Origin of the sequence: Actinomycetospora corticicola, assembly GCF_013409505.1 — a bacterium.
GTDB lineage: Bacteria > Actinomycetota > Actinomycetes > Mycobacteriales > Pseudonocardiaceae > Actinomycetospora > Actinomycetospora corticicola.
In genome coordinates this window covers 5778441-5804047 of the sequence record NZ_JACCBN010000001.1, presented here as the reverse complement: position 1 = coordinate 5804047, position 25607 = coordinate 5778441, and the positions used below count along the sequence as shown (strand labels likewise).

Annotated in this window: 28 protein-coding genes and 2 tRNA genes; 6 read left to right on the top strand and 24 right to left on the bottom strand. The window is 72.7% G+C overall.

The window, feature by feature from the left end; translation table 11 throughout:
- Positions 1 to 11 precede the first annotated feature (11 nt).
- Entirely contained in the window at positions 12 to 233 is a 222-nt protein-coding gene (locus BJ983_RS28255; protein ID WP_179796856.1) for a DUF3618 domain-containing protein, read from the bottom strand.
- Between the two features lie 143 nt (positions 234 to 376).
- Here BJ983_RS28255 and bcp point away from each other — a divergent pair, with 143 nt between their 5' ends.
- Positions 377 to 850, top strand: a complete 474-nt coding sequence (bcp, locus tag BJ983_RS28250) for a thioredoxin-dependent thiol peroxidase (protein ID WP_179796855.1) — start codon at positions 377 to 379, stop codon at positions 848 to 850.
- Between the two features lies 1 nt (position 851).
- Here bcp and BJ983_RS28245 read toward each other — a convergent pair.
- The 6 genes from BJ983_RS28245 to rph all read right to left on the bottom strand — a co-directional run bounded on the left by BJ983_RS28245 (position 852) and on the right by rph (position 4502).
- Positions 852 to 925 (bottom strand) — tRNA-Leu (locus BJ983_RS28245).
- A gap of 13 nt (positions 926 to 938) precedes the next feature.
- A complete protein-coding gene (locus BJ983_RS28240) occupies positions 939 to 1583 on the bottom strand; it encodes an HNH endonuclease signature motif containing protein (RefSeq protein ID WP_179796854.1) in 645 nt (214 codons plus the stop codon).
- 74 nt (positions 1584 to 1657) lie between these two features.
- Positions 1658 to 2443 carry an alpha/beta fold hydrolase gene (locus BJ983_RS28235; protein ID WP_179796853.1) on the bottom strand — a complete coding sequence of 262 codons (786 nt, stop codon included), beginning with the start codon at positions 2441 to 2443 and terminating at the stop codon, positions 1658 to 1660.
- A 10-nt stretch (positions 2444 to 2453) separates the two neighbouring features.
- Positions 2454 to 3065 carry a methyltransferase gene (locus tag BJ983_RS28230; protein ID WP_179796852.1) on the bottom strand — a complete coding sequence of 204 codons (612 nt, stop codon included), beginning with the start codon at positions 3063 to 3065 and terminating at the stop codon, positions 2454 to 2456.
- Between the two features lie 4 nt (positions 3066 to 3069).
- The gene (gene rdgB, locus BJ983_RS28225; RefSeq protein WP_179796851.1) at positions 3070 to 3762 is read right to left on the bottom strand and encodes an RdgB/HAM1 family non-canonical purine NTP pyrophosphatase; all 693 of its coding nucleotides are present in this window, start codon (positions 3760 to 3762) and stop codon (positions 3070 to 3072) included.
- Positions 3759 to 4502 carry a ribonuclease PH gene (gene rph / locus BJ983_RS28220; protein WP_179796850.1) on the bottom strand — a complete coding sequence of 248 codons (744 nt, stop codon included), beginning with the start codon at positions 4500 to 4502 and terminating at the stop codon, positions 3759 to 3761. Before rph ends, rdgB begins: the two co-directional genes overlap by 4 nt.
- Positions 4503 to 4568: 66 nt before the next feature.
- On the opposite strand from rph, the gene BJ983_RS28215 reads away from it, so the two are divergent.
- Positions 4569 to 6011: a DHA2 family efflux MFS transporter permease subunit gene (locus BJ983_RS28215; RefSeq protein ID WP_343054392.1), complete on the top strand. Its 1443-nt coding sequence runs from the start codon at positions 4569 to 4571 to the stop codon at positions 6009 to 6011.
- A 98-nt stretch (positions 6012 to 6109) separates the two neighbouring features.
- Here BJ983_RS28215 and BJ983_RS28210 read toward each other — a convergent pair whose 3' ends face one another.
- The 7 genes from BJ983_RS28210 to clpS all read right to left on the bottom strand — a co-directional run bounded on the left by BJ983_RS28210 (position 6110) and on the right by clpS (position 10304).
- On the bottom strand, positions 6110 to 6868 hold the full coding sequence (locus BJ983_RS28210) for an MBL fold metallo-hydrolase (RefSeq protein ID WP_179796849.1): 759 nt from the start codon (positions 6866 to 6868) through the stop codon (positions 6110 to 6112).
- Positions 6869 to 6877: 9 nt separating this feature from the next.
- Positions 6878 to 7513, bottom strand: a complete 636-nt coding sequence (locus BJ983_RS28205; RefSeq protein ID WP_179796848.1) for a rhomboid family intramembrane serine protease — start codon at positions 7511 to 7513, stop codon at positions 6878 to 6880.
- A gap of 28 nt (positions 7514 to 7541) precedes the next feature.
- A complete protein-coding gene (locus BJ983_RS28200; protein ID WP_179796847.1) occupies positions 7542 to 8492 on the bottom strand; it encodes a PLP-dependent cysteine synthase family protein in 951 nt (316 codons plus the stop codon).
- 55 nt (positions 8493 to 8547) lie between these two features.
- Positions 8548 to 8823, bottom strand: a complete 276-nt coding sequence (locus tag BJ983_RS28195) for a MoaD/ThiS family protein (RefSeq protein ID WP_179796846.1) — start codon at positions 8821 to 8823, stop codon at positions 8548 to 8550.
- A 70-nt stretch (positions 8824 to 8893) separates the two neighbouring features.
- On the bottom strand, positions 8894 to 9400 hold the full coding sequence (locus BJ983_RS28190; RefSeq protein WP_179796845.1) for a Mov34/MPN/PAD-1 family protein: 507 nt from the start codon (positions 9398 to 9400) through the stop codon (positions 8894 to 8896).
- A 20-nt stretch (positions 9401 to 9420) separates the two neighbouring features.
- A complete protein-coding gene (locus tag BJ983_RS28185) occupies positions 9421 to 9993 on the bottom strand; it encodes a DUF2017 family protein (protein ID WP_179796844.1) in 573 nt (190 codons plus the stop codon).
- Between the two features lie 2 nt (positions 9994 to 9995).
- Positions 9996 to 10304, bottom strand: a complete 309-nt coding sequence (gene clpS, locus BJ983_RS28180) for an ATP-dependent Clp protease adapter ClpS (protein ID WP_179796843.1) — start codon at positions 10302 to 10304, stop codon at positions 9996 to 9998.
- Between the two features lie 49 nt (positions 10305 to 10353).
- Between clpS and BJ983_RS28175 the strand changes: the two genes are divergently transcribed.
- On the top strand, positions 10354 to 11637 hold the full coding sequence (locus BJ983_RS28175; protein WP_179796842.1) for a nicotinate phosphoribosyltransferase: 1284 nt from the start codon (positions 10354 to 10356) through the stop codon (positions 11635 to 11637).
- Positions 11638 to 11653: 16 nt separating this feature from the next.
- Here BJ983_RS28175 and BJ983_RS28170 read toward each other — a convergent pair whose 3' ends face one another.
- Complete coding sequence (locus BJ983_RS28170) at positions 11654 to 12544, bottom strand: LLM class flavin-dependent oxidoreductase (RefSeq protein ID WP_179796841.1); 891 nt, start codon at positions 12542 to 12544, stop codon at positions 11654 to 11656.
- A 79-nt stretch (positions 12545 to 12623) separates the two neighbouring features.
- On the opposite strand from BJ983_RS28170, the gene BJ983_RS28165 reads away from it, so the two are divergent.
- On the top strand, positions 12624 to 13190 hold the full coding sequence (locus BJ983_RS28165; protein WP_179796840.1) for an isochorismatase family protein: 567 nt from the start codon (positions 12624 to 12626) through the stop codon (positions 13188 to 13190).
- Between the two features lie 35 nt (positions 13191 to 13225).
- Here BJ983_RS28165 and BJ983_RS28160 read toward each other — a convergent pair whose 3' ends face one another.
- Positions 13226 to 13453, bottom strand: coding sequence for a hypothetical protein (locus BJ983_RS28160; RefSeq protein WP_179796839.1), 228 nt, complete (start codon positions 13451 to 13453; stop codon positions 13226 to 13228).
- 321 nt (positions 13454 to 13774) lie between these two features.
- Here BJ983_RS28160 and BJ983_RS28155 point away from each other — a divergent pair, with 321 nt between their 5' ends.
- Both BJ983_RS28155 and BJ983_RS28150 read left to right on the top strand, forming a co-directional pair.
- A complete protein-coding gene (locus BJ983_RS28155) occupies positions 13775 to 14788 on the top strand; it encodes a fatty acid desaturase family protein (protein WP_179796838.1) in 1014 nt (337 codons plus the stop codon).
- 82 nt (positions 14789 to 14870) lie between these two features.
- Positions 14871 to 16934 carry an ATP-dependent DNA helicase gene (locus BJ983_RS28150; RefSeq protein ID WP_281376305.1) on the top strand — a complete coding sequence of 688 codons (2064 nt, stop codon included), beginning with the start codon at positions 14871 to 14873 and terminating at the stop codon, positions 16932 to 16934.
- 1 nt (position 16935) lies between these two features.
- Here the strand turns inward: BJ983_RS28150 and BJ983_RS28145 are convergent, their stop codons facing one another.
- The 8 genes from BJ983_RS28145 to BJ983_RS28110 form a co-directional block, all read right to left on the bottom strand.
- Positions 16936 to 17778, bottom strand: coding sequence for an ATP-grasp domain-containing protein (locus BJ983_RS28145; protein ID WP_179796837.1), 843 nt, complete (start codon positions 17776 to 17778; stop codon positions 16936 to 16938).
- 5 nt (positions 17779 to 17783) lie between these two features.
- Positions 17784 to 18536: a peptidyl-tRNA hydrolase gene (locus BJ983_RS28140; protein ID WP_425484819.1), complete on the bottom strand. Its 753-nt coding sequence runs from the start codon at positions 18534 to 18536 to the stop codon at positions 17784 to 17786.
- 34 nt (positions 18537 to 18570) lie between these two features.
- Positions 18571 to 19788: a phosphoserine phosphatase SerB gene (serB, locus tag BJ983_RS28135; RefSeq protein WP_343054458.1), complete on the bottom strand. Its 1218-nt coding sequence runs from the start codon at positions 19786 to 19788 to the stop codon at positions 18571 to 18573.
- Positions 19789 to 19853: 65 nt separating this feature from the next.
- The gene (ctaD, locus tag BJ983_RS28130) at positions 19854 to 21611 is read right to left on the bottom strand and encodes an aa3-type cytochrome oxidase subunit I (protein WP_179796836.1); all 1758 of its coding nucleotides are present in this window, start codon (positions 21609 to 21611) and stop codon (positions 19854 to 19856) included.
- Between the two features lie 222 nt (positions 21612 to 21833).
- Positions 21834 to 21906, bottom strand: a tRNA-Ala gene (locus BJ983_RS28125).
- Positions 21907 to 21962: 56 nt separating this feature from the next.
- On the bottom strand, positions 21963 to 22703 hold the full coding sequence (locus BJ983_RS28120) for a DsbA family protein (protein ID WP_179796835.1): 741 nt from the start codon (positions 22701 to 22703) through the stop codon (positions 21963 to 21965).
- A 23-nt stretch (positions 22704 to 22726) separates the two neighbouring features.
- Complete coding sequence (locus BJ983_RS28115; RefSeq protein ID WP_218890513.1) at positions 22727 to 24316, bottom strand: cryptochrome/photolyase family protein; 1590 nt, start codon at positions 24314 to 24316, stop codon at positions 22727 to 22729.
- Entirely contained in the window at positions 24313 to 25530 is a 1218-nt protein-coding gene (locus BJ983_RS28110) for an MFS transporter (protein WP_179796834.1), read from the bottom strand. The genes BJ983_RS28115 and BJ983_RS28110 overlap by 4 nt, the downstream gene beginning before the upstream one ends.
- Positions 25531 to 25607 lie beyond the last annotated feature (77 nt).

The window sequence follows — 25607 nt, the reverse complement described above, 5'->3', positions numbered from 1 at the left end:
CGTTCGACCGGCTACTTGAACAGCTTGCGCAGCACCAACAGCCCGATCAAGGTGCCCGCCGCGATCACGGCGTACTTGATCTTCGGGTCCGCCCACTTCTCGGCGGCCATCTCCTTGCCCTGGTCGGCGAGACGCTGCGGGTTGGCCCGCTCGGAGAGCTCGTCCAGCGCCCCGGCGAGCGCCTCGCGAGCCTGCTCGATCTCTCGCTCGATGGTGTCCGGGTCGCGTGCCACGGAGCCTCCCTCGTCCTTCTCGGTACGTGCCGCAGCACCTCGGGTGCCGCCATCGTGGCGGCATCGTGTCGCCCTCGCGCGCCGAGTCTCCGGCGACGCGCCGCACGGTGGCCGACGACATGTGAGCGGTATCGTGCCCGCCCGTGGCTGCCGATAACCGCCTGACCCCCGGTGACGTCGCTCCGGACTTCTCGCTGACCTCCGACACGGGCGAGACCGTGTCCCTGGCGGACTACCGCGGACGACGGGTCGTCGTCTACTTCTACCCCGCCGCGAACACCCCGGGCTGCACCAAGGAGGCGTGCGACTTCACCGAGAACCTCGGCACGCTCAACGACGCCGGGATCGACGTGGTCGGCATCTCGCCGGACAAGCCGGAGAAGCTCGCCAAGTTCCGCGCCGACCAGGGGCTGACGTTCCCGCTGCTCTCGGACGTCGACAAGACGGTCATGCCCGAGTGGGGCGCGTGGGGCGAGAAGACGATGTACGGCCGCACCTCGGTGGGCGTCATCCGGTCGACCTTCGTGGTCGACGCCGAGGGCAAGATCGAGGTCGCCCAGTACGGGGTCAAGGCCACCGGCCACGTGGGCCGGTTGCTCCGCGATCTGAAGCTGTAAGTGCCGGCGGTGGGATTCGAACCCACACTGTCACCCTCCTAAGGGGTGTGCCTCCTGCCTTTGGGCTACGCCGGCTCTGCTGATTGGCTTACCTTTTCCGACCGCGGCCGCACCAGGTGTCGGTCTGCGAGTGGCAGTTGCCGCAGAGGATACGGAGGTTCACGAGCCGGTTGTCGGTGTGGTCGCCGTTGATGTGGTCCAACTGCAGCGGGAGCGGCTTGCCCTGCCACTCGGACAGCCCGCAGCACTCGCAGCGCGCCTCCTTCAGGCCGGCGTCGATCAACTTCGCTCGGAGCTTGCCGGAGGGGACCGTCGACCCGGCAACCAGCAACTCCTCGAGCGGCCGACGGATGCCCGGGAACCGCTTGCCGGCCATGGACCCTCGCCCGACGAAGTGCGCCGTGTCGAGACCGAGCGATTTGATCCTCGCCGTCATGAAGCGATGCATGCCGCCGCTCGGCCGGTAGCCGAGTTCACGCAGCACATCGCTGATGGTGCTGACCCGGGCGACGATCTCGGCCAGGTCGTCGTCCGTCCAATCGAACGCGCGGGGCCTCAGCTGGGGCCGTCGTGTGAGGTGCGAGGCGTCGATGCGAGCCCGAGCGATGTGCGCCTCCATCGCGTCGTACTTGCCCGGGCGCAATCCGAGATGACGATAGACGTCGGCGAGCGTGGAACTCGCCGCGACGGCAGCTCGGAGCTGCTCGTCGGTCCAGGAGCGTTGGCGTGGCATAACTCAACTGTACTCGAACACATGTTCGAACAACAGTGTCTACTCAACGTCCGTCACCCGTCGTCGGGAAGGCCTCAGAGGTACGACCGGATCGCCTCCGCCATCTCCGACGCCGCCTCGACGGGCGTGAAGTGCCCGACGTCGTCGAGCACCCGCACGTCCGCGCGAGGCAGCAGGTCCGGCACGGCGGACGCGAACGCCGGCGGGAAGATCGGGTCCAGCGCGCCCCAGATCACGGTCGCCGGCACGTCCACCGGGGGCGGGAACTCCGTCACGCCGCGGAGCCCCAACGCCGTGTACAACGACGACGAGCCCGACCGGTACCAGTTCACGGACGCCGTGAACGCGCCCGGCCGCGAGTAGTCCTCGACGAGCTGCTCGTCCACCACGGCCTCGGGGCGGGCGCCCCAGTGCGACCAGAAGTGCTCCAGGTACGTCCGGACGGCGGCCGGGTTCGAGTCGATGAGCTGCCGGGCCAGCTCGAGCTGGTGGAAGTCCTGGTACCAGAACTCGGGACGGTAGGAGTCCGACAGCACCGCCTCCACCGTCACCGACGGAGCGAGGGTGTTGCCCAGGACGAGGGCGCGCACGCGGTCGGGGTGCTCCCGCGCATACGCGACCGCCGTCGTGATGCCGATGTCGTACCCCACGACGACGGCGGGGCCGAGGTCCAGCTCCCCGAGCGCCGACACCAGGTGCGCCCGGTCGAAATCCGACGGCGGCCTCGACTCGTCACCCGGGGAGAAGGAACGACCGAAGCCCGGCAGGTGCGGCGCCACGACCTCGGCCACGTCCACCAGCAACGGCGTCAGCAGCCGGTAGTCCGACACCCCGCCCGGCCATCCGTGCAGACACAGCACGGGGTCTCCGCTACCGCTCCGTTCCACCGCCAGCATCGAGGACGACCTCCAGCACGCGGAACCCCGCGTTCGACGACAGTCTCGACACCCTGTACCCCTGATCGCCCAGCCAGCGCGCGAGCGAGTCGGATCCGAGGTGCTTCGCGACGACGAGGTGGCTGGGTCCGTCGACCCGCGGGAGCCACTGCAGGAGCAGGTCGTGCAACGCGGCCTTGCCGCCGCGGATCGGCGGGTTGGACCACATACCGGTGAAGCGGACGTCGTCGGGGACCTCGTCCGGACGACAGGCTCGGACGTTCCCGAGCCCGGCCGCGCGCGCGTTCTCCTCCACCAGCGCGAGCGCCCGCGTGTTCACGTCCACCGCCCACACCGTGGACCGCCGCCGGATCGTCGCGAGCCACAGGGCGATCGGGCCCCACCCGCACCCGAGGTCGAGCAGGTCACCGCCCCGCTCGGGTTCCGGGGCGTGCTCGAGCAGCACCCGCGTGCCCTTGTCGAGCCGGCCGCGCGCGAACACCCCGGCGTCGGTCGTGACCCGCAACGACAGGCCCCGGACGTCGAGCCGCGCCGGTTCGGGCGACGACGGGGTGCTCGGCTCCTCGGCGAAGTACTGCTGGTTCACGAGGTCACGAGGTCGAGCTCCGCCGCGCATCGTCTCCCGACGACGGGGCGTCCCCGACGAGCGTCCGCAGCTCCGGGGCCAGGGCCCGGAACGCCCGCGCCCGGTGCGAGACCGCGTTCTTCTCCTCCGGCGACATCTCCGCGGAGGTGCGCGACCCGCCGTCGGGAACGAAGGCCGGGTCGTAGCCGAAGCCGTTGATGCCGCGGGAGGTGCGGATCAGCCGCCCGGGCCAGCGCTCGGTCACCACGATCTCGCGCCCGTCCGGGTGCACGGCGGCGGCCGCGCAGACGAAGGCGGCGCCGCGGCGCTCCTCGGGGACGTCGGCCATCTGGTCGAGGACCAGCGCGAGGTTCTTCGCGTCCTTCTCGCGGCGGTCCCCGCTCGAGCCCGACCACCGCGCCGACAGCACGCCGGGCATCCCGTTGAGGGCGTCGACGGCGAGCCCGGAGTCGTCCGCGACCGCGATCATCCCGGTCGCGGCGCAGGCGTCACGGGCCTTGGCCAGCGAGTTCTCCGCGAACGTCGCCCCGGTCTCCGGCTTCTCGGGGAACTCGGGCACCTCGTTCAGCCCGACGACCTCGAGCCCGAAGCCCGCGACGATCTCCCGGAGCTCGATGAGCTTGGCGTCGTTCCGGGTGGCCAGCAGGACCTTCGTGGGAGACGCAGCGGAGCGGAGCTCGACCCGGTCGCCCGTCACGGCAGCTCCCCCGGGTACGGCTCGGCGAGCGCGGCCGCCTGGGCCTCGGTCAGCTTCGCGATGCCGGCGAGCGCCGAGTCGAGCATCTTGTCGAGCGTGTCGCGGGTGTAGGTGGCGCCCTCCCCCGTGCCCTGCACCTCGACGAGCGTGCCGGCGTCGGTGGCGACGACGTTCATGTCGACCTCGGCGCGGCTGTCCTCCTCGTAGGGCAGGTCGAGGCGCACGCGGCCGTCGACGACGCCCACCGAGACCGCGGCGATCGAGCACGACAGCGGGTTCGGGTCGGCCAGCTTCTTCTTCGCCCCGAGCCAGGTCACGGCGTCGGCGAGCGCGACGTACGCGCCGGTGATCGCGGCCGTGCGGGTCCCGCCGTCGGCCTGCAGCACGTCGCAGTCGAGCTGGATCGTGTTCTCACCGAGGGCCTTGAGGTCGATCGCCGCGCGCAACGAGCGGCCGACCAGACGGCTGATCTCGTGCGTACGGCCGCCGACCCGGCCCTTGACCGACTCGCGGTCGGAGCGGGTGTGCGTCGCCGAGGGCAGCATCGCGTACTCGGCGGTCAGCCAGCCGAGCCCGGAGTCGCGTCGCCACCGCGGGACGCCCTCGGTCACGCTCGCGGCGCAGAGCACCCGGGTGTTGCCGAAGGACACCAGCACGGACCCGGCAGGGTGCTGCTGGAACCCCCGGCGGATCTCGATGGGGCGGAGTTCGTCGTCGGACCTGCCGTCACTGCGTGCCACGGTCGCCCACCCTAGGAGGCGCCGCTCCGGGGCGACGCTGTCGGACCCCTTGGTTAGCGTGAGTACGTGCCCCGTGACCGTCTGGTTCTCCTCGTCGCCTGCCTCGCGCAGTTCATGGTCGTGCTCGACGTGTCGATCGTGAACGTGGCGCTGCCGGCGATGCGGGACGCGCTGGGCTTCTCGGCGGTGGGGCTGCAGTGGGTGGTCAGCGCGTACACGCTCGCGTTCGCCGGGTTCCTGCTCCTCGGCGGGCGAGCAGCGGATCTCTTCGGGCGTCGTCGGATGTTCCTGGCCGGGCTCGTGCTGTTCGGAGTGGCGTCCCTGGTGGGCGGGCTGGCCGACTCGCAGGGGCTCGTCCTCGCCGCCCGCGCCGCGCAGGGGCTCGGCGGTGCGGTCCTCTCCCCCGCGACACTGACGATCCTCACCACGACGTTCACCGAGGGCGCGGCCCGCTCGAGGGCCCTCGGCGCGTGGGCGGCGATCGGCGGCGTGGGTGGTGCCGTGGGCGGCATCGCCGGCGGGGTGCTCGTGCACTTCCTCAGCTGGCGGTGGATCTTCCTGGTCAACGTGCCGGTGGTCGTGGTCACCGCCGTCCTCGCCCGGATCGCGGTGTCGGAGACCCGTGCGGACCACCGGCCCCGCCTCGACACGGGCGGCGCGCTGCTCGTCACCGGTGGGCTGGTCGCCTTCGTGCACGGCGTGGTCACCAGTGAGACCGCCGGGTGGGCCGCCCCTCTGACCTGGGGCAGCTTCGTCGTCGCGGCGGTCCTGCTCACGGGGTTCGTGTTCCTGGAGACCCGGATCGCCTCCCCGCTCGTGCCGCTGGGCATCTTCCGGGTGCGCCCGGTCAGCGTCGCCAACGGGACGATGGCGCTGATCGCCTCGGCCATGTTCGCCATGTGGTATTTCGTCTCGATCCACATGCAGGGCGTCCTCGGCTTCGACGCGCTCACCGCCGGGCTCGCGTTCCTCCCGCAGTCCGCGTCGATCGTGCTCGGCTCCCAGTTCTCCTCCCGCATGCTCGCGCGCCTCGACGCCCGCCCCCTGCTCGTCGGCGGTGCCTTCCTGACGGCAGCCGGCTTCGCCTGGTTCGCGCTGCTCACCCCGGAGTCCACATGGGTGGACGGCGTGCTCGGTCCGGGCGTCGCGGTCGGGCTCGGCATGGGCATCGCGCTGACGCCGCTCGCGGGCGCCGCCACCTCCGGCGTCGACCGCACGCAGGCGGGGCTGGCCTCCGGGCTGCTCAACACCTCGCGACAGGTCGGCGGTGCGATCGGCCTCGCCGTGCTGTCCACCCTCGCCACGTCCCGTTCCGACGGTCTCCTCGCGGCGGGCGCCTCGCCGGCGGCGGCGTCCACGGCGGGAACCACGCGGGCGTTCGCGGTGGCGGCGGTGGTCGTGGCGGTCGCCGGCCTCGTGGCCCTGCTGCTCCCGCGGACCCGCCCGACGGCGCGGGACACCCCCGCCGGGCTCGTCGACGAGCCCGTCGGCGGGGCACCGGCGCGCTGATCGGCCCGTTCCGCCGGCGAGGGTCACGTCACGCAGGCCCGGGCGCCCCGGAACCTGCCCCCTGCGAACCTCGCGGCGCAACGACGCAGCGACGACGCTCAGATCGTGTAGTGCCCGTCCGGGCGTACCAGCTCGGCCGGGCCGGAGAACTCCCCGCGGGCCTCGGTGAGCAGGTCCTCGCCGTCGTACCAGGCGGGCACGTGGGTGATGAGCAGCCGCTTCACCCCGGCCTGGCGGGCGACCTCGCCGGCCTGCTTGCCGGAGAGGTGCACCCCCGGCGGGCGGTCGGGCGAGTCGGTCCAGGTCGCCTCGCAGAGCAGCACGTCGGCGCCCCGGGCGAGGTCGACGAGCGTGTCGCACGGTCCGGTGTCGCCCGAGTAGACGAGCACCCGGCCGTCGTGCTCGAGCCGCACCCCGTAGGCCTCGCAGGGGTGGTCGACGGGCGCGCTGGACAGCGCGATGTCCCCGACGCCGGCGGGGCCGTCGGCGAACACGTGGTAGTCGAAGACGTCGGTGAGGTCGGTGGCGACCCGCTCGTCCGACGACGGGGCGTAGGCCACCGCCAGGCGCACCTCGGACTCGCTCGGCCCGTGCAGCGGCAGGACCTTGCCGGGCCCGTCGGGGTGGTAGCGCCGGTGGACGATCAGCCCGGACACGTCGGCGCAGTGGTCGGGGTGCAGGTGCGACAGGACCACGGCGTCGAGGTCGAACGGGTCCATGTGGCGCTGCAGCGTCCCGAAGGTGCCGTTGCCCAGGTCGAGCGCCAGGGTCGTGGAGCGGGTGCGCACGAGGTACCCGGACGCGGGCGAGGTGGGTCCGGCCCCGCTGCCGGAACACCCCAGGACGATCAGTTCCACGGGCGCACCCTACGGGCCGATCGGAGAGGGCGACACTCCTGCGGACGGACGGCTCCGCCGATCTGCCGAGGCGACGAGACGCGCGGCCAGGATCCCGGCGAGAGCACCGAACAGGTGGGCCTGCCAGGAGACCCCGGGCGTGCCCGGCAGCACGCCCCAGAGCACCCCGCCGTAGAGCAGGAAGAGCACGACTGCGAGCGCGATCTGCCGTCCGGACCGGGCGAAGAACCCGCGGAAGAGCAGGAAGGCGAGCCATCCGAAGATCACCCCGGACGCCCCGACGGTGACCCCGAAGCCGGTGAGCCAGGTCAGGAAGCCACCGAGCAGCCACACGAGGGCGGTCACCGCGATGAACTGCCCGAGGCCGCCGGCCAGGACGAGGAAGCCGAGCACCAGGAACGGCAGCGAGTTGGCGATGAGGTGCGCCCACCCGGCGTGCAGCAGGGGCGCCCAGAGGATGCCGGTGAGCCCCTCGACCTGACGCGGGGCGATGCCGTCGTAGTCCAGCGCGCCCCGGAAGACGAACTGGTCCACCGCCTCGATCGCCCACAGCAGGGCGAGGAAGAGCACCATCCCGACGGCGGCGCGGGCCGGATGCGCCGGGATGATGCGGGGCTTCGCGGGGACGGTCGGGGCGCTCACCATCCCGACGATAGCGACGGATCCTGAGAAATCAGGCCCAGAGCTGGCCCTCGAGCCCCTCCGCGGCCTCCTCCAGCGTGCCGGAGTAGGCGCCGGTGGACAGGTACTTCCACCCGCCGTCGCAGACGATCATCACGATGTCGGCCTCGTCGTCGCTCCCGGCCGCCTTCTCGGCCTGGGCCAGCGCCGCGTGGAGGATGCCGCCGGTGGAGATGCCGGCGAAGATGCCCTCCTGCTCGACGAGCTGGCGGGTGCGCCGCAGGGCGTCCGCCGCGCCGACCGAATACCGGCCGGTGAGGACCTCGGGGTCGTAGAGCTCCGGCACGAAGCCCTCGTCCATGTTCCGCAGCCCGTAGACCAGCTCGCCGTAGCGCGGCTCGGCGGCGATGATCTGGCAGTCCGGCTTGTGCTCACGCAGGTAGCGGCCGGTGCCCACGAGCGTGCCGGTGGTGCCGAGGCCCGCCACGAAGTGCGTGATGGTGGGGACGTCGCGGAGGATCTCCGGGCCGGTGCCCTCGTAGTGCGCGAGCGGGTTCGCGGGGTTGCCGTACTGGTAGAGCATGACCCAGTCCGGGTTCTGCGCCGCGATCTCCTTGGCGGTCGCGACCGCCTGGTTGGAGCCGCCGGCGGCCGGCGAGAAGATGATGCGGGCGCCGTACATCTCGAGCAGCTGACGCCGTTCCGCCGAGGTGTTCTCCGGCATGACGCAGACCAGCGAGTAGCCCTTGAGCTTCGCGGCCATCGCCAGCGAGATCCCGGTGTTGCCCGAGGTGGGCTCGAGGATGGTGCAGCCCGGCGTGAGGAGCCCCTCCTCCTCGGCCTTCGTGATCATCCGCAGGGCCGGGCGGTCCTTGATCGACCCGGTGGGGTTGCGGTCCTCGAGCTTGGCCCAGAGCCGCACGTGCGGGGCGGGAGAGAACGACGGCAGCCCCACGACGGGGGTGTCGCCCAGGGCGTGGATCAGCGAGTCGTACCGCGCCATCGGGTGCTCCAGAGAAGAGACGGCCCCCGGACCGCGCCGGCCCGGGGAACGGGGCTCAGCGTCCGCCGGCCACGGCGGGCAGGATCGTGACGGTGCCGCCCTCGGGCACCTGGGCGTCGAGGCCACCGGCGAAGCGGACGTCCTCGTCGTTCACGTAGACGTTCACGAAGCGGTGCAGCGCGCCGTCGGTCACCAGGCGGTCCTTGATGCCCGGGTGGTTGGCATCGAGGTTCGCGATGACCTCCTGCAGCGTCGATCCGTCGGCCTTCACCTGCTTCTCCCCACCGGTGTGGGTGCGCAGGATCGTCGGGATCGAGACGGTGGCGGACACGGCTTTCCTCCAGCGGGACGGGATCGATTACCACGGACAGCGTCGCACGACGCGGGGTTGTTCCGGGACGTCAGGAACGGTCCGGCACGTCACCCGCGCCGGTGTGGGAGAACATGTAGTTCTCCACGACCTGGACCTCGTCCTCGACGACCTCGCCCGCGTCGTCCAGCAGGAACGAGCGCAGGTCGTACGTCGACTCCGGCCCGGTGATGGCCACGATCACGAAGTGGACGCCGGGCTGCAGGCCCATGTACTCGATGTCCTTGACCGAGGGGTAGGCCTCGGGCAGCCCGGAGTCGGTCAGCGGGCGGCGCGGCACCCGGGTGTGCGAGTGGAAGACGACCACGGTCTCCTCGTCGCGGGCGGTCGCGTCCTTGTACACCGCGAACTGCTCACGCGAGTCGAAGCGGTAGTCGCTGCCCTGCGCGTCGGGGTCGTCGGCGTTCGTCATCGGCACGTAGCGCTCGGGCCGGTCGCTCTCCTCCGGGCCCAGCAGCTGCCCGCACGCCTCGCGCGGGTGGTCGGCGCGGGCGTGCGCGACCAGCTCCTCGACGAGATCGCGGCGGATGACGAGCACGCCCCCACCCTACGGGGCGGCTACGGCAGCAGCACCGTGAGCAACGAGTCCTGCAGCCAGGTCAACCAGTGGTAGACGGGCAGGTGATCGGTGCGGGGATCGTCGGGCGGCAGCTGGTCGGGCATGTCCTCGCTGACCTCGAGCGCGGTCCCGAGCGCCAGCCGGACGTCGTTGACCGCCGTCAGCCACGCCTCGGCCTGCGGGACCGTCAGCTCCACGCGGCCGCCGCCGGCGGGGCAGGACGCGAGCACCGCGGCGATGGCCTCGCGCTTGGCGGCGATGAGCTCCGGCTCGTTCACCGAGCGCATCGCCGCCGAGAGCGCCGCCCCGTCCGCCCCCACGCCACCCTCGGCGTCGGGACGGTGGAAGTCGGGCAGCAGCCGCGCGAGCACCGGGTCGTCCGGGGCCGTCGACGGTCCGGTCCGGATGCCGGTGAGGGCCGCGAGCTCGTCCTGCGGGACGGCGTCGGCGCGGCCGGAGAGCATGTCGTCGACCTGCCCGACGAGCCCGCGCAGCACCGAGGCCTCCGCGGGGTCGAGCACCGCGACGTACCGGGCGCGGTCGCCCCGCCCGTGGCGTCTCCAGGCGCGCACGCCTACGACGACCGCTGCATCGTCGCCCAGAGGCCCGCCGCGTGGAGCTTCGCGACGTCGCCCTCGACCTTCTCCCGGCTGCCCGACGAGACGGTCGCCCGGCCCTTCTGGTGGACGTCCATCATCAGTGCGGTGGCCTTCTGCTTGTCGTACCCGAAGATCTTCTGGAAGACGTAGGTCACGTAGGACATCAGGTTGACCGGGTCGTTCCACACGATCGTCTGCCACGGGGTGTCGGCGCCGACGAGCTCGTCGGGCAGCTCCTCGACCGTGGGCGCCGGCTCCACCGGCGCCGAGACCCTCACGCGCATGTCCCCATCGTCTCAGTCGGCCGACCGGTGCTGCATCTAGGCTGAGCGGATGACGGGCGGCACCGCGCTCCTGACCGACCAGTACGAGCTCACGATGCTCGACGCGGCCCTGGCCGACGGCACCGCCGATCGCCGCGCCACCTTCGAGGTGTTCGCGCGCTCGCTGCCGCACGGGCGCCGGTACGGCGTGGTCGCCGGCACCGCCCGCGTGCTCGAGTCGCTCGCGCACTTCTCCTACGGCGACGACGAGCTCGCGGCGCTGAGGGCGACCGGCGCACTCTCCGAGCGCGTGCTCGCCCACCTCGCCGACTTCCGCTTCGCCGGCGACGTCGTCGGCTACCCGGAGGGCGAGCTGTACTTCCCGGGCTCACCGGTCCTCTCGGTGTCCGGCACGTTCGCCGAGTGCGTGCTCTTCGAGACGCTCGTGCTCTCGATCCTCAACCACGACTGCGCCATCGCCTCGGCCGCCGCCCGCATGACGACGGCGGCGGCCGGCCGCCGCCTCATCGAGATGGGCTCGCGCCGTACCCACGAGCAGGCCGCGGTGGCGGCCGCCCGCTCCGCCTATCTCGCGGGCTTCGACGCCACGTCCAACCTCGAGGCCTCGGCCCGGTACGGCGTCCCGACGACGGGCACCTCGGCCCACGCCTTCACGCTCCTGCACGACACCGAGGAGGAGGCGTTCCGCGCCCAGGTCGCCGCCCTCGGGGTGGGGACGACGCTGCTCGTCGACACCTACGACATCACCGAGGGCATCGAGACGGCGGTCCGCGTGGCGGGGCCCGAGCTCGGCGCCGTGCGCATCGACTCCGGCGACCTCGGCGTGATGGCGCAGCGGGCGCGCCACCAGCTGGACTCGCTCGGCGCCACGAACACCCGCGTCGTGCTCTCCGGGGACCTCGACGAGCACGCGATCGCGGGCCTGCGCGCGGAACCGGTCGACGCGTACGGCGTCGGGACGTCGGTGGTCACCGGGTCCGGGGCGCCCACCGCCGGCATGGTCTACAAGCTCGTCGAGGTGGACGGCCGGCCGGTGGCGAAGCGCTCGTCGTCGAAGGAGTCGCGGGGCGGCGCCAAGTCGGCGGTCCGCCGCCACCGCCCCACCGGCACCGCGGTGGAGGAGGTCGTCCACCGCCTCGACCACCCCGTGGGCCTCGGCGAGCACGACCGCGTGGTGCCGATCGACCTGGTCAAGTCCGGCGAGGTCGTCGCCGGGCTGCCGTCGCTCGCCGAGTCCCGCGAGCGCCTCCGCGCCAACCTCGTCGCGATCCCGTGGGAGGGCCTCAAGCTCTCCCGCGGCGAACCGGCGATCCCGACGACGTTCGTCCCCTGACCCCCTCAGGACGCGTCTACGCGTCCAGCTGCGGGCGGATCTCCGTGGCGAACCGGCCGAGCAGCTCGCGCCCCTCGGCGACGTCGCCCCGGATGGTCGGGACGATCAGCTCGTCCAGCCCGGCCTCGCGCCACCGCCCGATGGTGTCGACGATCCGTGCCACCGACCCGGCGACGACCATCGGCGCCCGGACGTCCTCGGGCCGCGCGTCGATCGCGAAGATCGCCTGGGTGGACCGCCGGACCTCCGCCGGGTCGCGGCCGATCCGCTCGCAGTGCTCGTCCAGCACGGCCGACTTGTGCGCGAACACCTCCGGGGTGGACCAGGTGTTCCACTCGTCGGCCCAGCGCGCGACCACACCCAGCATCCGCTGCTCACCCGAGGCGCCGATGAGCAGCGGGATGCGGCCCGCGGCCGGCACCTGCGGAGCGTCCGTCACGGTGTAGTGCCGACCCGAGACAGTGGTCCGGGGCGTCCGCAGGAGGCCGTGGAGCACGGCGAGGCTCTCCTCGAAGCGGTCGATCCGCTCGCGCACCGGGCCCAGCGGGATGCCGTAGGCGGCGTGCTCGTTGAGCTGCCATCCCGCCCCGACGCCGAGCACGAGGCGGCCGCCGGACAGGTCCGACGTCGTCGCGGCGATGTTCGCGAGGACCGCGGGGTGCCGGTAGGTGATGCCCGCGACGAGGCTGCCGAGCCGCAGGCGGGGCACGGCGGTGGCGAGCCCCGCGAGCACCGAGAAGCAGTCCCGGAGCGCGACGTCGGACCGCTCCTCGGTCCCGGTGTTGCCCATGAAGTGGTCCGCGATCCAGAGGCCGTCGTAGCCGGCGGCCTCCGCCTCCTGCGCGACGGCGACGACGTCCGCGGTCGACCAGGTGGTGTTCAGCCAGGCGCTGACGGAGAGAGGCACGGCGCGAGCAGAGCACGGCCCGGCGGGCACGGCAACGCGACCGGCGACGCCGTCCGGCCTGCCCCGATAGGGTGATGCCATGGCGCGTGCGCTGATCGTGGTCGACGTCCAGATCGACTTCTGCGAGGGCGGCTCGATGGGCGTCGCGGGCGGCGCCGCGACGGCCGGGGCGATCTCGACCTTCGTCGGCGCCCACCGTGCCCGGTACGACCACGTCGTGGCCAGCCGCGACTACCACGAGGACCCCGGCGCGCACTTCTCCCCGAGCCCGGACTTCGTCGACAGCTGGCCGCCGCACTGCCGGGTCGGTGAGGCCGGCGCGGCGTTCCACCCCGACCTCGACGTGTCGCACCTGGACGAGGTCTTCTCCAAGGGCCGCCACACGGCCGCCTACTCCGCCTTCGAGGGCACCTCGGCCGCCGGGGAACGCCTCGTGGACTGGCTGCGCAACCGCGGCGTGGACCTGGTCGACGTCGTCGGCATCGCCACCGACCACTGCGTCCGGGCGACCGCGGTCGACGCCGCCGCCGCGGGCTTCTCGACGACGGTGCTGCTCGACCTGACGGCCGGCGTCGCCCCGGCGACGACGGAGGCCGCCTGCCGCAGCATGCGCGAGGCGGGCGTCGTGCTCGCCCGCGCGTCCTAGGTTGTCCCGACGGCGGGTCGACGCCCGACCGGTGGTCAGCCGGGTCCGGGGCCCACGTACCCCTCGGTCGCGGGCCCGGGCAGTCCGGCCGCCGTGTGCAGGCCGAGCATGCCGAGCAGCTCCCGGCAGTCCTCGACGCCGTCGCTGCGGGCCGCCACCACCCGGACGGCGCGCACCCGGGCGGCCTCGGACGCCACCGCCTGTTCGGCCTGCGACTCCTCGAGCCGGAGATCGTCGGAGTTGAAGCGTGGGCGCGCCGTCACCGGACACCCACCACCGGGAGCAGTGACGTGATCCGTGCTGGTCCCGACATCGTCGGCGCCCCGTCCAGGCCGCCCGGCGGCCGGTCTGGCAGTTCGTCGAGGACCGCCGACGGGAGCGCCGGGCGGGAGGACCCCGATACGGACATGGTACGCCCGGGCACGCTCCCGTGGTGATCTCCGTCTCGCCGCGCGCGACGGGCCTCGACGGGGCACCGTGGAGGTACGCAACCTCGTCGGGTCCCGCGTGAGAGGTCGACGGCCTCCTCGACGACCAGGAACGACCGTGCCGGCCCCGACCGCACGGCACCGGAACGAGGAACCATGACCGTCCAGGGCAGTCCGGCACGCACGGAACCGTCGTTCACCGAGCTCACGGCCCGCATCAAGGCGGCCGACCTGTTGCGGCGCCGCCCCGGGGTCTACACGACGGTGTTCGCCTCGAACGTCCTGCTGCTGGCGGCCACCGTCGCGGCGTTCGTCCTGATCGGCCCGTCCTGGTGGCAGATCGTCACCGCCGCGGTCCTCGGCCTCGTGACGACCCAGTTCGCGTTCGTCGGCCACGACGCGGGACACCGGCAGATCTTCGCGGGGCGCCGGGCCAACGACCTGGTCGGCCACCTCCACGGCTGCCTCGTGGGCATGAGCTTCGGCAACTGGGTGGAGAAGCACAACGCGCACCACGCCTCGCCGAACCACGCCGACGCGGACCCCGACATCGACATCCCGGTCCTCGCGTTCAGCGTCGAGCAGGCCGCCGGACGCCGTGGCTTCGCGCGCTGGGCCGTCGCCCACCAGGCCGTCCTGTTCCTGCCGCTCCTGCTGCTCGAGGGGTGGAGCCTGCACCTCATCGCGTGGCAGGCCGCCTGGCGCCGCGAGGTGCCCCGTCCGACGCTGGAGATGGTGCTGCTCGCGGTGCACGTGCTCGGCTACGCCGCCGCCGTGCTCCTGGTCCTCACCCCGTGGCAGGCCGTCGTCTTCGTGGTCGTGCACCAGGGGGTGTGGGGGCTGTCGATGGGCCTGGCGTTCGCCCCGAACCACAAGGGGATGCCGGTGCTCGCCCCCGGGACGCGGCTCGACCACCTGCACAAGCAGGTGCTCACCTCCCGCGACCTCCGCGGCGGCCGTGTCCTCGGCTACCTGCTCGGGGGCCTGGAGCACCAGGTCACGCACCACCTCTTCCCCCGCATGCCCCGGCCGAACCTGCCGCGGGCCCGCGTCCTGGTCGAGGCGTTCTGCCTCGAGCACGGCCTGCCCTACACCCGCACCGCACCGCTGGACTCGTACCGCCAGGTGCTGCGCCACCTCCACGACGTGTCCGCGCCGCTCCGCGGGTGACTGGTCCGTCCGGCTCAATCGTGGCGGTGCCGGGAACCGATCGGCCCCGTCCGTAGTCTGAGCCCGCGAAGGGGGTGCGGGCATGGCGCAGCTGACGGACTCGGTCACCGGCACGGCTCCCGTGGCGGACCTGCTCGCCGCCGCGGTCGAGGCGCTGGGCGGCACCGAACGCGCGGGCCAGCAGGAGATGGCGGCCGCCGTCGAGCGGGCCCTGCGCACCGGGGAGCACCTCGCGGTGCAGGCCGGGACCGGTACCGGGAAGTCGCTGGCCTACCTGGTCCCCTCGATCCGGCACGCGCTGGAGGCCGACCAGGCGGTGATCGTGTCCACCGCGACGATCGCCCTCCAGGCACAGCTGGTCGACCGTGACCTGCCCCGGCTGACGAAGGCCCTCGAGCCCGTCCTGGGTCGGAAGCCGACGTTCGCGATCCTCAAGGGCCGCGGGAACTACCTCTGCCGGCACAAGATCGAGAGCGGGGCGCAGGCGGAGGACCCGGGCGACGAGCAGCTCTTCGACCCGTTCCAGGTCTCGGCGCTGGGCCGCCAGGTCACGAGGCTGCACGAGTGGGCGGAGCAGACGAGGACGGGCGACCGGGACGAGCTCGTGCCCGGCGTGCCCGACCGCGCCTGGCGCCAGGTCAGCGTCACCGCGCGGGAGTGCCTCGGCGCGTCCCGCTGCCCCGTCGCCGAGGACTGCTTCTCCGAGCTCGCCCGGCACAAGGCGGGTGCCGCCGACGTCGTCGTCACCAACCACGCCCTGCTCGCGATCGACGCCATCGAGGGCCGCGCGGTGCTGCCGGAGCACGACGTCGTGGTGGTCGACGAGGCGCACAACCTGGTCGACCGCGTGACCTCGGTGGCCACCGGCGAGCTCACCGGCTCGAGCGCCACCGCCGCCGCCCGCCGCTGCGCGAAGCTCGTCGACCAGGCGCTCGCCGACCAGCTCGTGGACGCCGGCGAGGGCCTCGACGCGGTCCTGCTGGACACCCCGGTCGGCCGGTGGGAGCACCTGCCCGAGCCGGTCGGCCGGATGCTGTCGGCGATCCGCAACGCGGCGTGGGCGTGCAAGCAGGCGCTCGGACCGGAGCGGGAGAAGGGGCCGAAGGAGAACGACACCGACGCCGCCAACCGTCGTTTCGCCTCGGCCATGGTCGAGGAGGTCCACGACGTCGCGGGCCGCCTGCTCACGGCGTTCGACCGCGAGGACCCGGCGACCCGGCCCGACGTCGTGTGGCTCTCGGAGCGCGAGCTCGGCTCGAGCACCGTGCGGGCCCTCCACGTGGCACCGCTCTCGGTCGCCGGGCTGCTCGCCCACCGGCTGTTCGGGCAGACCACCGTGGTGCTCACGAGCGCCACGCTCGTCCTCGGCGGCTCCTTCGACGCCCTCGCCCGGCAGTGGGGCCTGCCGGTGCAGGGGGCGAAGGTCGAGGCCGCGCCCGACGACGGGTCGGGCCACGGCAACGACCCCGCCACCAACCTCGTGTGGCACGGCCTCGACGTCGGCTCGCCGTTCGCCCACGCGAAGGCGGGCATCCTCTACGTCGCCCGGCACCTCCCGCCGCCCGGCCGCGACGGCCTCTCCCCCGCGGTGCTCGACGAGATCGACGGCCTCGTGCGCGCCGCCGGCGGCCGGGCCCTGGGCCTGTTCTCCTCGATGCGGGCCGCGAAGCAGGCCACCGAGGACCTGCGCGGCCGCTGGGACGGCACCGTCCTCTGCCAGGGCGAGGACTCGACCAACACGCTGGTGCAGAAGTTCGCGGCGGAGACCGGCAGCGTGCTGTTCGGCACGATCTCGCTCTGGCAGGGCGTCGACGTCCCCGGCGAGTCCCTGCAGCTCGTGATGATCGACCGCATCCCGTTCCCCCGGCCGGACGACCCGCTGGTCGCCGCCCGGCAACGCGCGATCGACGCCCGCGGCGGGAACGGCTTCCTCACCGTGTCCGCCACGCACGCCGCCCTGCTGCTCGCCCAGGGCGCCGGCCGCCTCCTGCGCGGCACCGGCGACCGCGGCGTGGTCGCGATCCTCGACTCCCGGGTCGCGACGAAGCAGTACGGCGGGTTCCTGCGCGGGTCCCTGCCCCCGTTCTGGACGACGAACGACCCCGCCGTCGTCCGCGGGGCCCTGGAGCGCCTGCGCGGCGACTGAGCTACCGCGTGGCCAGCAGGGCGTCGGCGAGCAGACCGGCCGCCCCCGGTGCGCGGCGCAGGAAGAGCTCCGGCTCGATGAGCTCGAGCTCCATGACGACGGGCTCCCCGTCGATGCGCACCAGGTCCACGCGCGCCGCGTGCACGGGGGCGGGCGCGTGCGCCAGGGCCCGCTCGGCGACGGCCAGCTCCCGCGGGGTCGGCTCGTGGTCCTCCAGCCGCCCGCCGTGCCGCTCGTGCACGAGGAACCCATCCTGCGCCGGGTACTTCCGCACCGCGTGCGACCACCGGTCACCGAGCCGGATCAGCGAGACCTCGCCCTCGGTGCCGATCGACTCGACCGCGGGCTGCACCAGCGCGTCGGCCACGGCGGCCAGGCCGGCGAGGGTCCCGTCCAGCTCCGGCCCGGTCCCCAGGAACGTCTCCCGCCCGCCCGCCGACACCGCCGGCTTGACCACCACGCGCGACGGGCCCAGCGGCTCCGGCGTCGAGCCCGCGGGCACCAGCCGGGTGGGCACCACCGGGACGCCGGCCGCCGAGAGCTCCACCAGGTAGCGCTTGTGGGAGTTCCACTCCAGGACCTCCAGCGGGTTCTGCAGCGCCGTCCGCGCGGCCACCGTCCGCGCCCAGGCCAGGAAGTCGTCGCGCCGTGCGGTGTAGTCCCACGTCGTCCGCACCACGACCAGGTCCGCGTCGGACCAGCCCGCGACGTCCTCCGGGGCGTCCCAGGGCTCGACACGGGCGTCCGCGCCCCGCTCGGCGAGGGCGGCGACCAACGGCTGGTTCTCCGCGTCGATGCGCTCGGAGCGCACCCGGGTACTGGCGACGATCACGGTGGGACCCACGGTGATCAGCCTCCCGCAGCCACCTGCCCGATGCAGGTGACCGTGCCCGGCGCCACCTCGGTGAATCCCGCGTCGCGTACCGGGGCCACGCCGTACCGCGTCCAGGCGGCCTCCGGGTCCTCCAGCGCCGCGCACCAGACGTCCCAGTCCGAGGTCGACGCCGTCCGGACGGCGGGTGCGGTCACCCGGTGCGGGTCGCCGCCGGTCCACGCCAGGACCGTCGCGAGGATCATGCTCGCGTGCCCGACCTGGGCGCCCGCCTTCCCGGTCGACTGCTCGACCCGCGGGTTGAGCCAGATCACCGGTTCCCCGGCCGGGACGGGACCCGGCTCGTCGTCGGGAAGGTCCGTGCCGCCGATCTGGAGCCGCCGCACCTCGTGCGGCACGTCGTCCACCGGACCGGGCACCAGCGCCCGGACCAGGTCGGAGACCGTCACGCCCGGCACCTCCTGCACGGCACGCCAGTGCGACGTCCGCGCCCGGCGGGCGAGCTTCCGGATGCGTCCGGCGCCGCACCAGGCCGCCACCTCGTCGAACCACTCGCCGCCCCGGGCGGAGCGCTCGTCCAGGCACAGCGCGAGGGCGGCCGCCGCCGCGGCCTCCAGGAGGGCCGTCGGCGTCGGGGGGTCCTGCTTCTCGAGGCGCAGGATCACCGGCATGGCCCGCACGGGGCCGTCGGGATCCTCGTCGAGCTCCGGCGCCGGCCGGTCCGTCGCCCAGGGACACACCCGCGCCGCCAACGGCTCCAGCGCGGTCAGCGCCGTCAGCGCGTCCCCGCCACCGGAACTCACCTCACAGGGGGACACGACGCAGGAGCCCCTCGGCCGCGTCCGCGACCTCGATCTCGTCGCGGGTCACCCCGAGGACGAACAGCACAGCGTCGAGGAAGGGGTACGACAACGCCGTGTCCGCGGCGGCCGCGACGACCGGCTTGGCGTTGAACGCGATCCCGAGCCCGGCGGCGGCGAGCATGTCGAGGTCGTTCGCGCCGTCCCCGACCGCCACCGTCTGCTCGATCGGCACCTCGAAGCGGGCGGCGAAGTCCAGCAGCGACCGCGCCTTCCCGGCCCGGTCGACCACCTCGCCGACGACCCGGCCGGTCAGGTGGCCGTCGACGACCTCCAGCTCGTTGGCCGCGGCGTAGTCCAGCCCGAGGTCCGCCACCAGGTACTCGATGACGTGCGTGAACCCGCCGGACACCACCCCGCAGCGGTAGCCGAGCCGCTTGAGGGTGCGGATGGTGGTGCGGGCCCCCGGCGTCAGCCGGATCTGCGCGGCGACGTCGTCGAGGCAGGACGCCGGCAGGCCGGCGAGGGTGGCGACGCGTCGGTGCAGCGACTCGGCGAACTCGATCTCACCGCGCATCGCCGCCTCGGTGACGGCCCGGACCTCGGCCTCCCGCCCGGCGTGGGCGGCGAGCATCTCGATGACCTCGCCCTGGACCAGGGTGGAGTCGACGTCGAAGACGATGAGGCGCTTCGCACGCTGGGCGATCCCGACGCGCTGGACCGCGACGTCGACCCCGGCCCGCTGTGAGGCCCCCACGAGGGCCTGGCGTAGGGCCGTGTCGGTCGGCGGTGCGATCCCGGGGACCGAGATCCTCAGCTCCAGCCCGGTCACCGGGTAGTCGGCGACCCGCCGGACCCGGTCGATGTTCACCCGCAGGGAGGCGAGCGTCCGGGCCACCTCGGCGAAGTCCGCCGCGGCGATGGGTCGCCCGAGCACCGACACCACGTGCGTGGAGTAGGGGTGCACCGACGACGCGTCGCCGCCGGTCTCCACCGTGACGGCGAGCCCGAGGGCGGGGATGGCGAGGTCCAGGCTGGCGGCCAGCCGCTGCGGGTCCCCGGTGACGCCGACCAGCACCGACAGCGTGAGGTGCCCGTGGATCGTCGCCTGCTGGACGTCGAGCATCTCGGCGCCGTGCTCGGCGAGCACGGTGAACAGGGTCGCCGACACCCCGGGGAAGTCCGGCCCGGTGACCGTGACCAACAACGTCGTACGCGGCACCGCCGGGGCGGACACGAGGTCCACCCCGGCGGTGCCGTCGACGTGCCCGTCCCTCGACGGACGGCTCACTTGTTCCGGGGGTCGCTGCCGGGGAGGTTCTCCTGACCGACCTTGCCCGTCACGGCCTCACCGATGCTGGAGTGGCCGCCACCGATGTGCGCCTCGAGTCGGATGCGCTCGGTGAGGTGCGGGTAGTGCAGCTCGAACGCCGGGCGCTCGGACCGGATCCGGGGCAGCTCCGTGAAGTTGTGCCGCGGCGGCGGGCACGAGGTGGCCCACTCGAGCGAGTTGCCGTGGCCCCACGGGTCGTCCACGTCGACGGGGCGCCCGTAGCGGTAGCTCGCGAAGACGTTCCAGATGAACGGCAGCGTCGAGGCACCGAGGATGAACGCACCGATCGTCGAGATCGTGTTCAGCGTGGTGAAGCCGTCCGAGGGCAGGTAGTCCGCGTAGCGCCGCGGCATGCCCTCGTTGCCCAGCCAGTGCTGCACGAGGAACGTCGTGTGGAAGCCGATGAACGTGGCCCAGAAGTGGAACTTGCCGAGCCGCTCGTTCATCATCCGGCCGGTCATCTTCGGGAACCAGAAGTAGATGCCGGCGTAGGTGGCGAACACGATCGTGCCGAACAGCACGTAGTGGAAGTGCGCCACCACGAAGTACGAGTCCGAGACGTGGAAGTCCAGCGGCGGCGACGCGAGCAGCACACCCGTGAGGCCACCGAAGAGGAACGTCACCAGGAAGCCGATCGAGAACAGCATCGGCGTCTCGAAGGTGAGCTGCCCCTTCCACATCGTGCCGATCCAGTTGAAGAACTTGATGCCGGTCGGCACGGCGATCAGGAACGTGGTGAAGGAGAAGAAGGGCAGCAGCACGGCGCCGGTGGCGTACATGTGGTGCGCCCACACGGCGACCGAGAGGGCCGCGATGGAGAGCGTCGCGTAGATCAGCGTCTTGTAGCCGAAGATCGGCTTGCGGCTGAAGACCGGGAAGATCTCCGAGACGATGCCGAAGAAGGGCAGCGCGACGATGTAGACCTCGGGGTGTCCGAAGAACCAGAAGAGGTGCTGCCACAGGATGACCCCGCCGTTGGCCGGGTCGAAGATGTGGGCGCCGAGGTGCCGGTCCGCCAGCAGGCCGAACAGGGCCGCCGTCAGGATCGGGAAGGCCAGCAGCACGAGCACGACCGTCACCAGGATGTTCCAGGTGAAGATCGGCATCCGGAACATGGTCATGCCCGGGGCGCGCATGCAGACGATCGTCGTCACGAAGTTGACGCCACCGAGGATGGTGCCGAGACCGGAGACGGCCAGGCCGACGATCCAGAGGTCGGCGCCGTAGCCCGGGGTGTACAGCGAGTCCGACAGCGGCGAGTACGCGAACCAGCCGAAGCTGGCGGCGCCGCCCGGGGTGAAGAACCCGGAGACGACCATCGTGCCGCCGAAGAGGAACAGCCAGTACGAGAACGAGTTCAGCCGCGGGAACGCCACGTCCGGCGCGCCGATCTGGAGCGGCACGATGTAGTTCGCAAAGCCGAAGAGGATCGGCGTCGCGTACAGCAGCAGCATGATCGTGCCGTGCATGGTGAACAGCTGGTTGTACTGCTCGACCGACAGGATCTGCAGACCCGGCTGCGCGAGCTCGGCCCGCATCAGCAGGGCCATCAGCCCGCCGATGAGGAAGAACGCGAAGGACGTGATCATGTAGAGGATCCCGATGTCCTTGGGATCCGTCGTCTTGAGCATCCGGCCGATGAACGAACCGCGCTTGGTCTCCCGCGCCGGGTACGGCGTGGTCGCGATCGGCTTGGGTGCGACGGCCGTCACGTCTGCCTCCTACCCACGGCAACTGCCTCCTGATCGACAGCACGTGTGGTTGTGCCGTCCTCGACCCGGCGATCGTAACCGCCGGGGAGCCCGGTGGCTCAGCGGGAGACAGTATCTCCGACACCCTGTCGTACGACAGGTGGGCGGGGTGGCCACGACCACCTCGACCGACACGACGAAGGCCCGCCGACCGGGTGGTCGACGGGCCTTCGTGTCCGCGGGTGGAGCTGAGGGGACTCGAACCCCTGACCCTCACACTGCCAGTGTGATGCGCTACCAGCTGCGCCACAGCCCCAACGCGACGGAACGCTACACGGCGGGTGGCCGTCCGCTGTCAGGGGGGTGGCGTGATCAGCCGATGGCCGCGGTGAACTGCGGCGAGTTGATGTCCACCCGCTCACCGCCGATCGCGATGGTCGGGGTGCCGAAGCCGGTGCTGCCCCCGGAGGTCTGCTGCAGCTTCGGGTCGGACGACGCCTGCTGGTAGTTCTGCGCGACGGCGCCGCTGTAGGTCCCGTTCCGCACGCAGGCCTCGTAGCCCGGACCGACGCCGGACGCCGTCCCGAGGGTCACCAGGTCGTCGACGGTGTAGCCCGCGCCGCCCTCCTCGGGCTGCCGGTCGTAGAGCGTCTTGTGCAGCGTGGGGAACCCGCCGTTCTCGGCGGCGCAGATCAGCGCGTTGCCCCCGAGCGTGGAGTAGCCGGGCGGGTTCGAGCTCTGCTCGAGCAGGTTGACCATGTGGTAACGGACCGTGAGCCGCCCGGCGTTCAGGCCGTCGGTGATCTTCTGCCCGTAGACGGACTCGAACTGCTTGCAGGCGGGACAGAGCGCGTCCTCGTAGACGTCGAGGACGGTGCTCCCGCTGCCGGCGACGATCACCCCGTTCTGCACCGTCGTCCGGTAGGTCGCGTCCACCGGCGTCACCGGCTGGTTGACCGGGAGCGACGCGTTCTTGTTCGACTGCGCCGAGATGACCGCCACCGCGATCACCCCGACCAGCACGAGGAGGGTGACGACCGCGATGATCGTGGGCGTGCGGGACCGGCCGACCGTGGGGGCACTGCCCCGACCCCGTGCACTCTGCTTGGCCATGGGTCAACCGTAGCCAGCGCGGATCAGAAGTCCGTACGGCCCTTCTCCTGCTCGAGCAGTGCGTCCAGGTCCTTGAGCCGGTCCATCGTCGCGACCGACCGCGCGGTGCGCTGGTTCGCCCGCAACAGGTCCTGGTGGCGGTGCACGAACTGCCAGTAGCCGGCGGTGAACGGGCAGGCCTTCTCCCCCACGCGCACCTTCGGGTCGAAGGCGCAGCCGCCGCAGTGGTCGGTCATCTTGTTGAGGTACGCCCCGCCGGAGGCGTACGGCTTCGTCGCGAGCCGGCCGCCGTCGGCGTGCTGGCTCATCCCGACGACGTTGGGCGGCATCACCCAGGCGAAGCCGTCGACGAAGGACGTGGTGAACCACTCCGACAGCTCGCTCGGCCGGTACCCCCGCTGCAACGCGAAGTTGCCGAGGATCATCAGCCGGGGGATGTGGTGGGTCCAGCCGCGGTCGCGCACCTCGTTCAGCGTGTGCCCGAGGCACGCCGCGGTGACCGCGTCGCCGTCGAGGTCGGCCCACCAGTCGGGCAGCGCCGCGCGGGCCTGCAGTTCGTTGCTGCGGTGGTAGCCCTTCCCGAAGTGCCAGAACAGGTGCCAGATGTACTCGCGCCACCCGAGGATCTGCCGGACGAAGCCCTCGACGGAGTTCAGCCGGGCGTGCCCGCCCTGGTAGGCCTCCTCGGCCGTGTGCACGGCGTCGAGCGGGTGGAGCACGCCGAGGTTCAGCGGGACCGAGAGCAGCGAGTGCGCCATGGTCCAGTCCCCGGCCATGACCGCGTCCTCGTAGGGACCGAAGGGGTCCAGACGGTGGTCGACGAACCGCTTCAGGGCACGCCGAGCCTCGTCGGGGGTGACCGCGAAGAGGCGCGGCCCGTCCTGCCCGACCGTCGGCAGGTCCATCTCGTCGAGGTCGTGGCGCACGCGCTCGTCGATCTCGTCCTCGGTGGGCCACCAGGGCTCCTTCACGCCGAGCGTGGTGCCCTTCGGCGGTCCCTCCCGGTTCTCGTGGTCGAGGTTCCACTTCCCGCCCACCGGCGCGTCCGGGCCCTCCATGAGCACGTCGAAGCGCCGCCGCTGGTTCCGGTAGAAGTTCTCCATCGTGAACGAGGTCTTCCCGGAGCGGCCCTTCGCGTCCGCCCCCTCCCCCGCCCACGCCGCGAACTCCGCCTTGGGGCGCGCGAACGTCGTGGTGGGCAGCACGGCCGCGACGAGACCCTCGGCGTGCAGCGCGTCCACGAACTCGGCCGCCGCGTAGGACGTCGGCTCGTGCACGACGACGGGTCGGTCGACCTTCGCCAGCGCCTCGCGGTAGGTCGTGGTCCGGTGGTAGGTCGAGCGGTCACCGAGGTGGTCGTCGAGGTGGCGCATCCCCGACAGCAGCAGGTGCAGCTTCTGCCGGTGGTAGCGGCGCCGGCGGAGCACCGCCGACGACTCGACGAGCACGACCTCGCGCTCCGCGTGCTGGGCCAGCCCGTACACGGCGGGCCCGAGCTGGTCCCCGAAGCACCACAGCGGCGCGTCCGCGGGGACGCCGTCGAGGGCCGCGTCGACGGCGTCGCCGTAGATCTCCGGGACGCCGTCCGGCACGCTCTTCGGCCCGATGCTCATGCGCGGCGGGTGCCCTGCTCCTCCCCGGGCGAACCCGTGGACGTCAGCAGCCACACCACCAGGGCGACGGCGGCGACGGCGCCCGAGACCGCGAAGGCGGCCCCGAAGCCGAGGCCCTCGGCGAGCGCGCCGGCCGCGATCGGCCCGACGATCGCGCCGACGTCGGTGGCCATCTGGAAGCCGGACAGCGCGGGACCGCCGGAGCGGCCCGACCCGACCAGGTCGGCGACCGCCGCGCCCTGCGCGGGCTGCAGCAGGCCCGCCCCGGCGCCGGCGACGAGTGAGGCGACGAGCAGCACCCACAGCTCGGGCAGCACGCCGAGACAGGCCGTGCCCACGGCGACCATCGCGAGCCCCGCGACGACCACGGGACGGCGACCCCGCCGGTCGGACAACCCGCTCGTGGCGAGGAGCATCGCGCCGTCACCCACGGCGAACACGGTCAACGCGACCCCGGCCCAGAGCGGCTCGCGCCCGAGGGCCACTGCGACGAACAGCGGGACGAGCGCCACCCGGACGCCCTGGACCGCCCACCCGGTGGCGAGCCCGGAGGTCAGGGCCGCCCGGTAGACCGGGGAGCGCAGGGCGCCGAGCAGGGTCAGCGGGGCGATCGAGGGGTCGTCCTGCCGCCGCCCCAGTCCCGTGGATCGCGCGAGCAGGGTCCCGACGACGGCGGTCGCCAGCACCAGTGCCGCCGCGTACACGAGGAACGGCGCGCGGATGTCCACCGCGACGAGCCCGCCACCCAGGACCGGCCCGCTGATGCCACCGAGGAGGAAGGACCCGGTGAACAGCCCGCTGAGCTGCCCCCGTCGTCCCTCCGGGGCGAGCCGGAAGATCAGCGAGAAGGCCGAGACGGTGAACATCGTCGACCCGATGCCGCCGAGCCCGCGGAAGACCAGGAGCTGGGTGTAGCTGGTGGCGAGGGCGCACGCACCCGTCGACGCGGCCACCACGAGCAGGCCGGTGAGGTACATCGCGCGCTCACCCACCCGGGCCACGAGCCGCCCGGACACCGGAGCGAACACCAGCCGCAGGACGGGCAGGGCGCTGACGACGGCGGCGGCCGCGGTCACTCCGACCCCGAAGCTGCGGGCGAACACCGGCAGCGCCGGCGCCACGATCCCGTAGCCGGAGGCGACGAGGAAGCTGCCGGCCAGCAGCGCCCAGACCTCCCAGGGCAGCGCGGCACGTCGCTCGGCGGCGACGGACATCGACGTCCTCTCCGGCGGGGGGTCCCGCCCCTCGCCCGACGACGTCGGACGCTACGCCGGGACCTTCCCGACGGCGG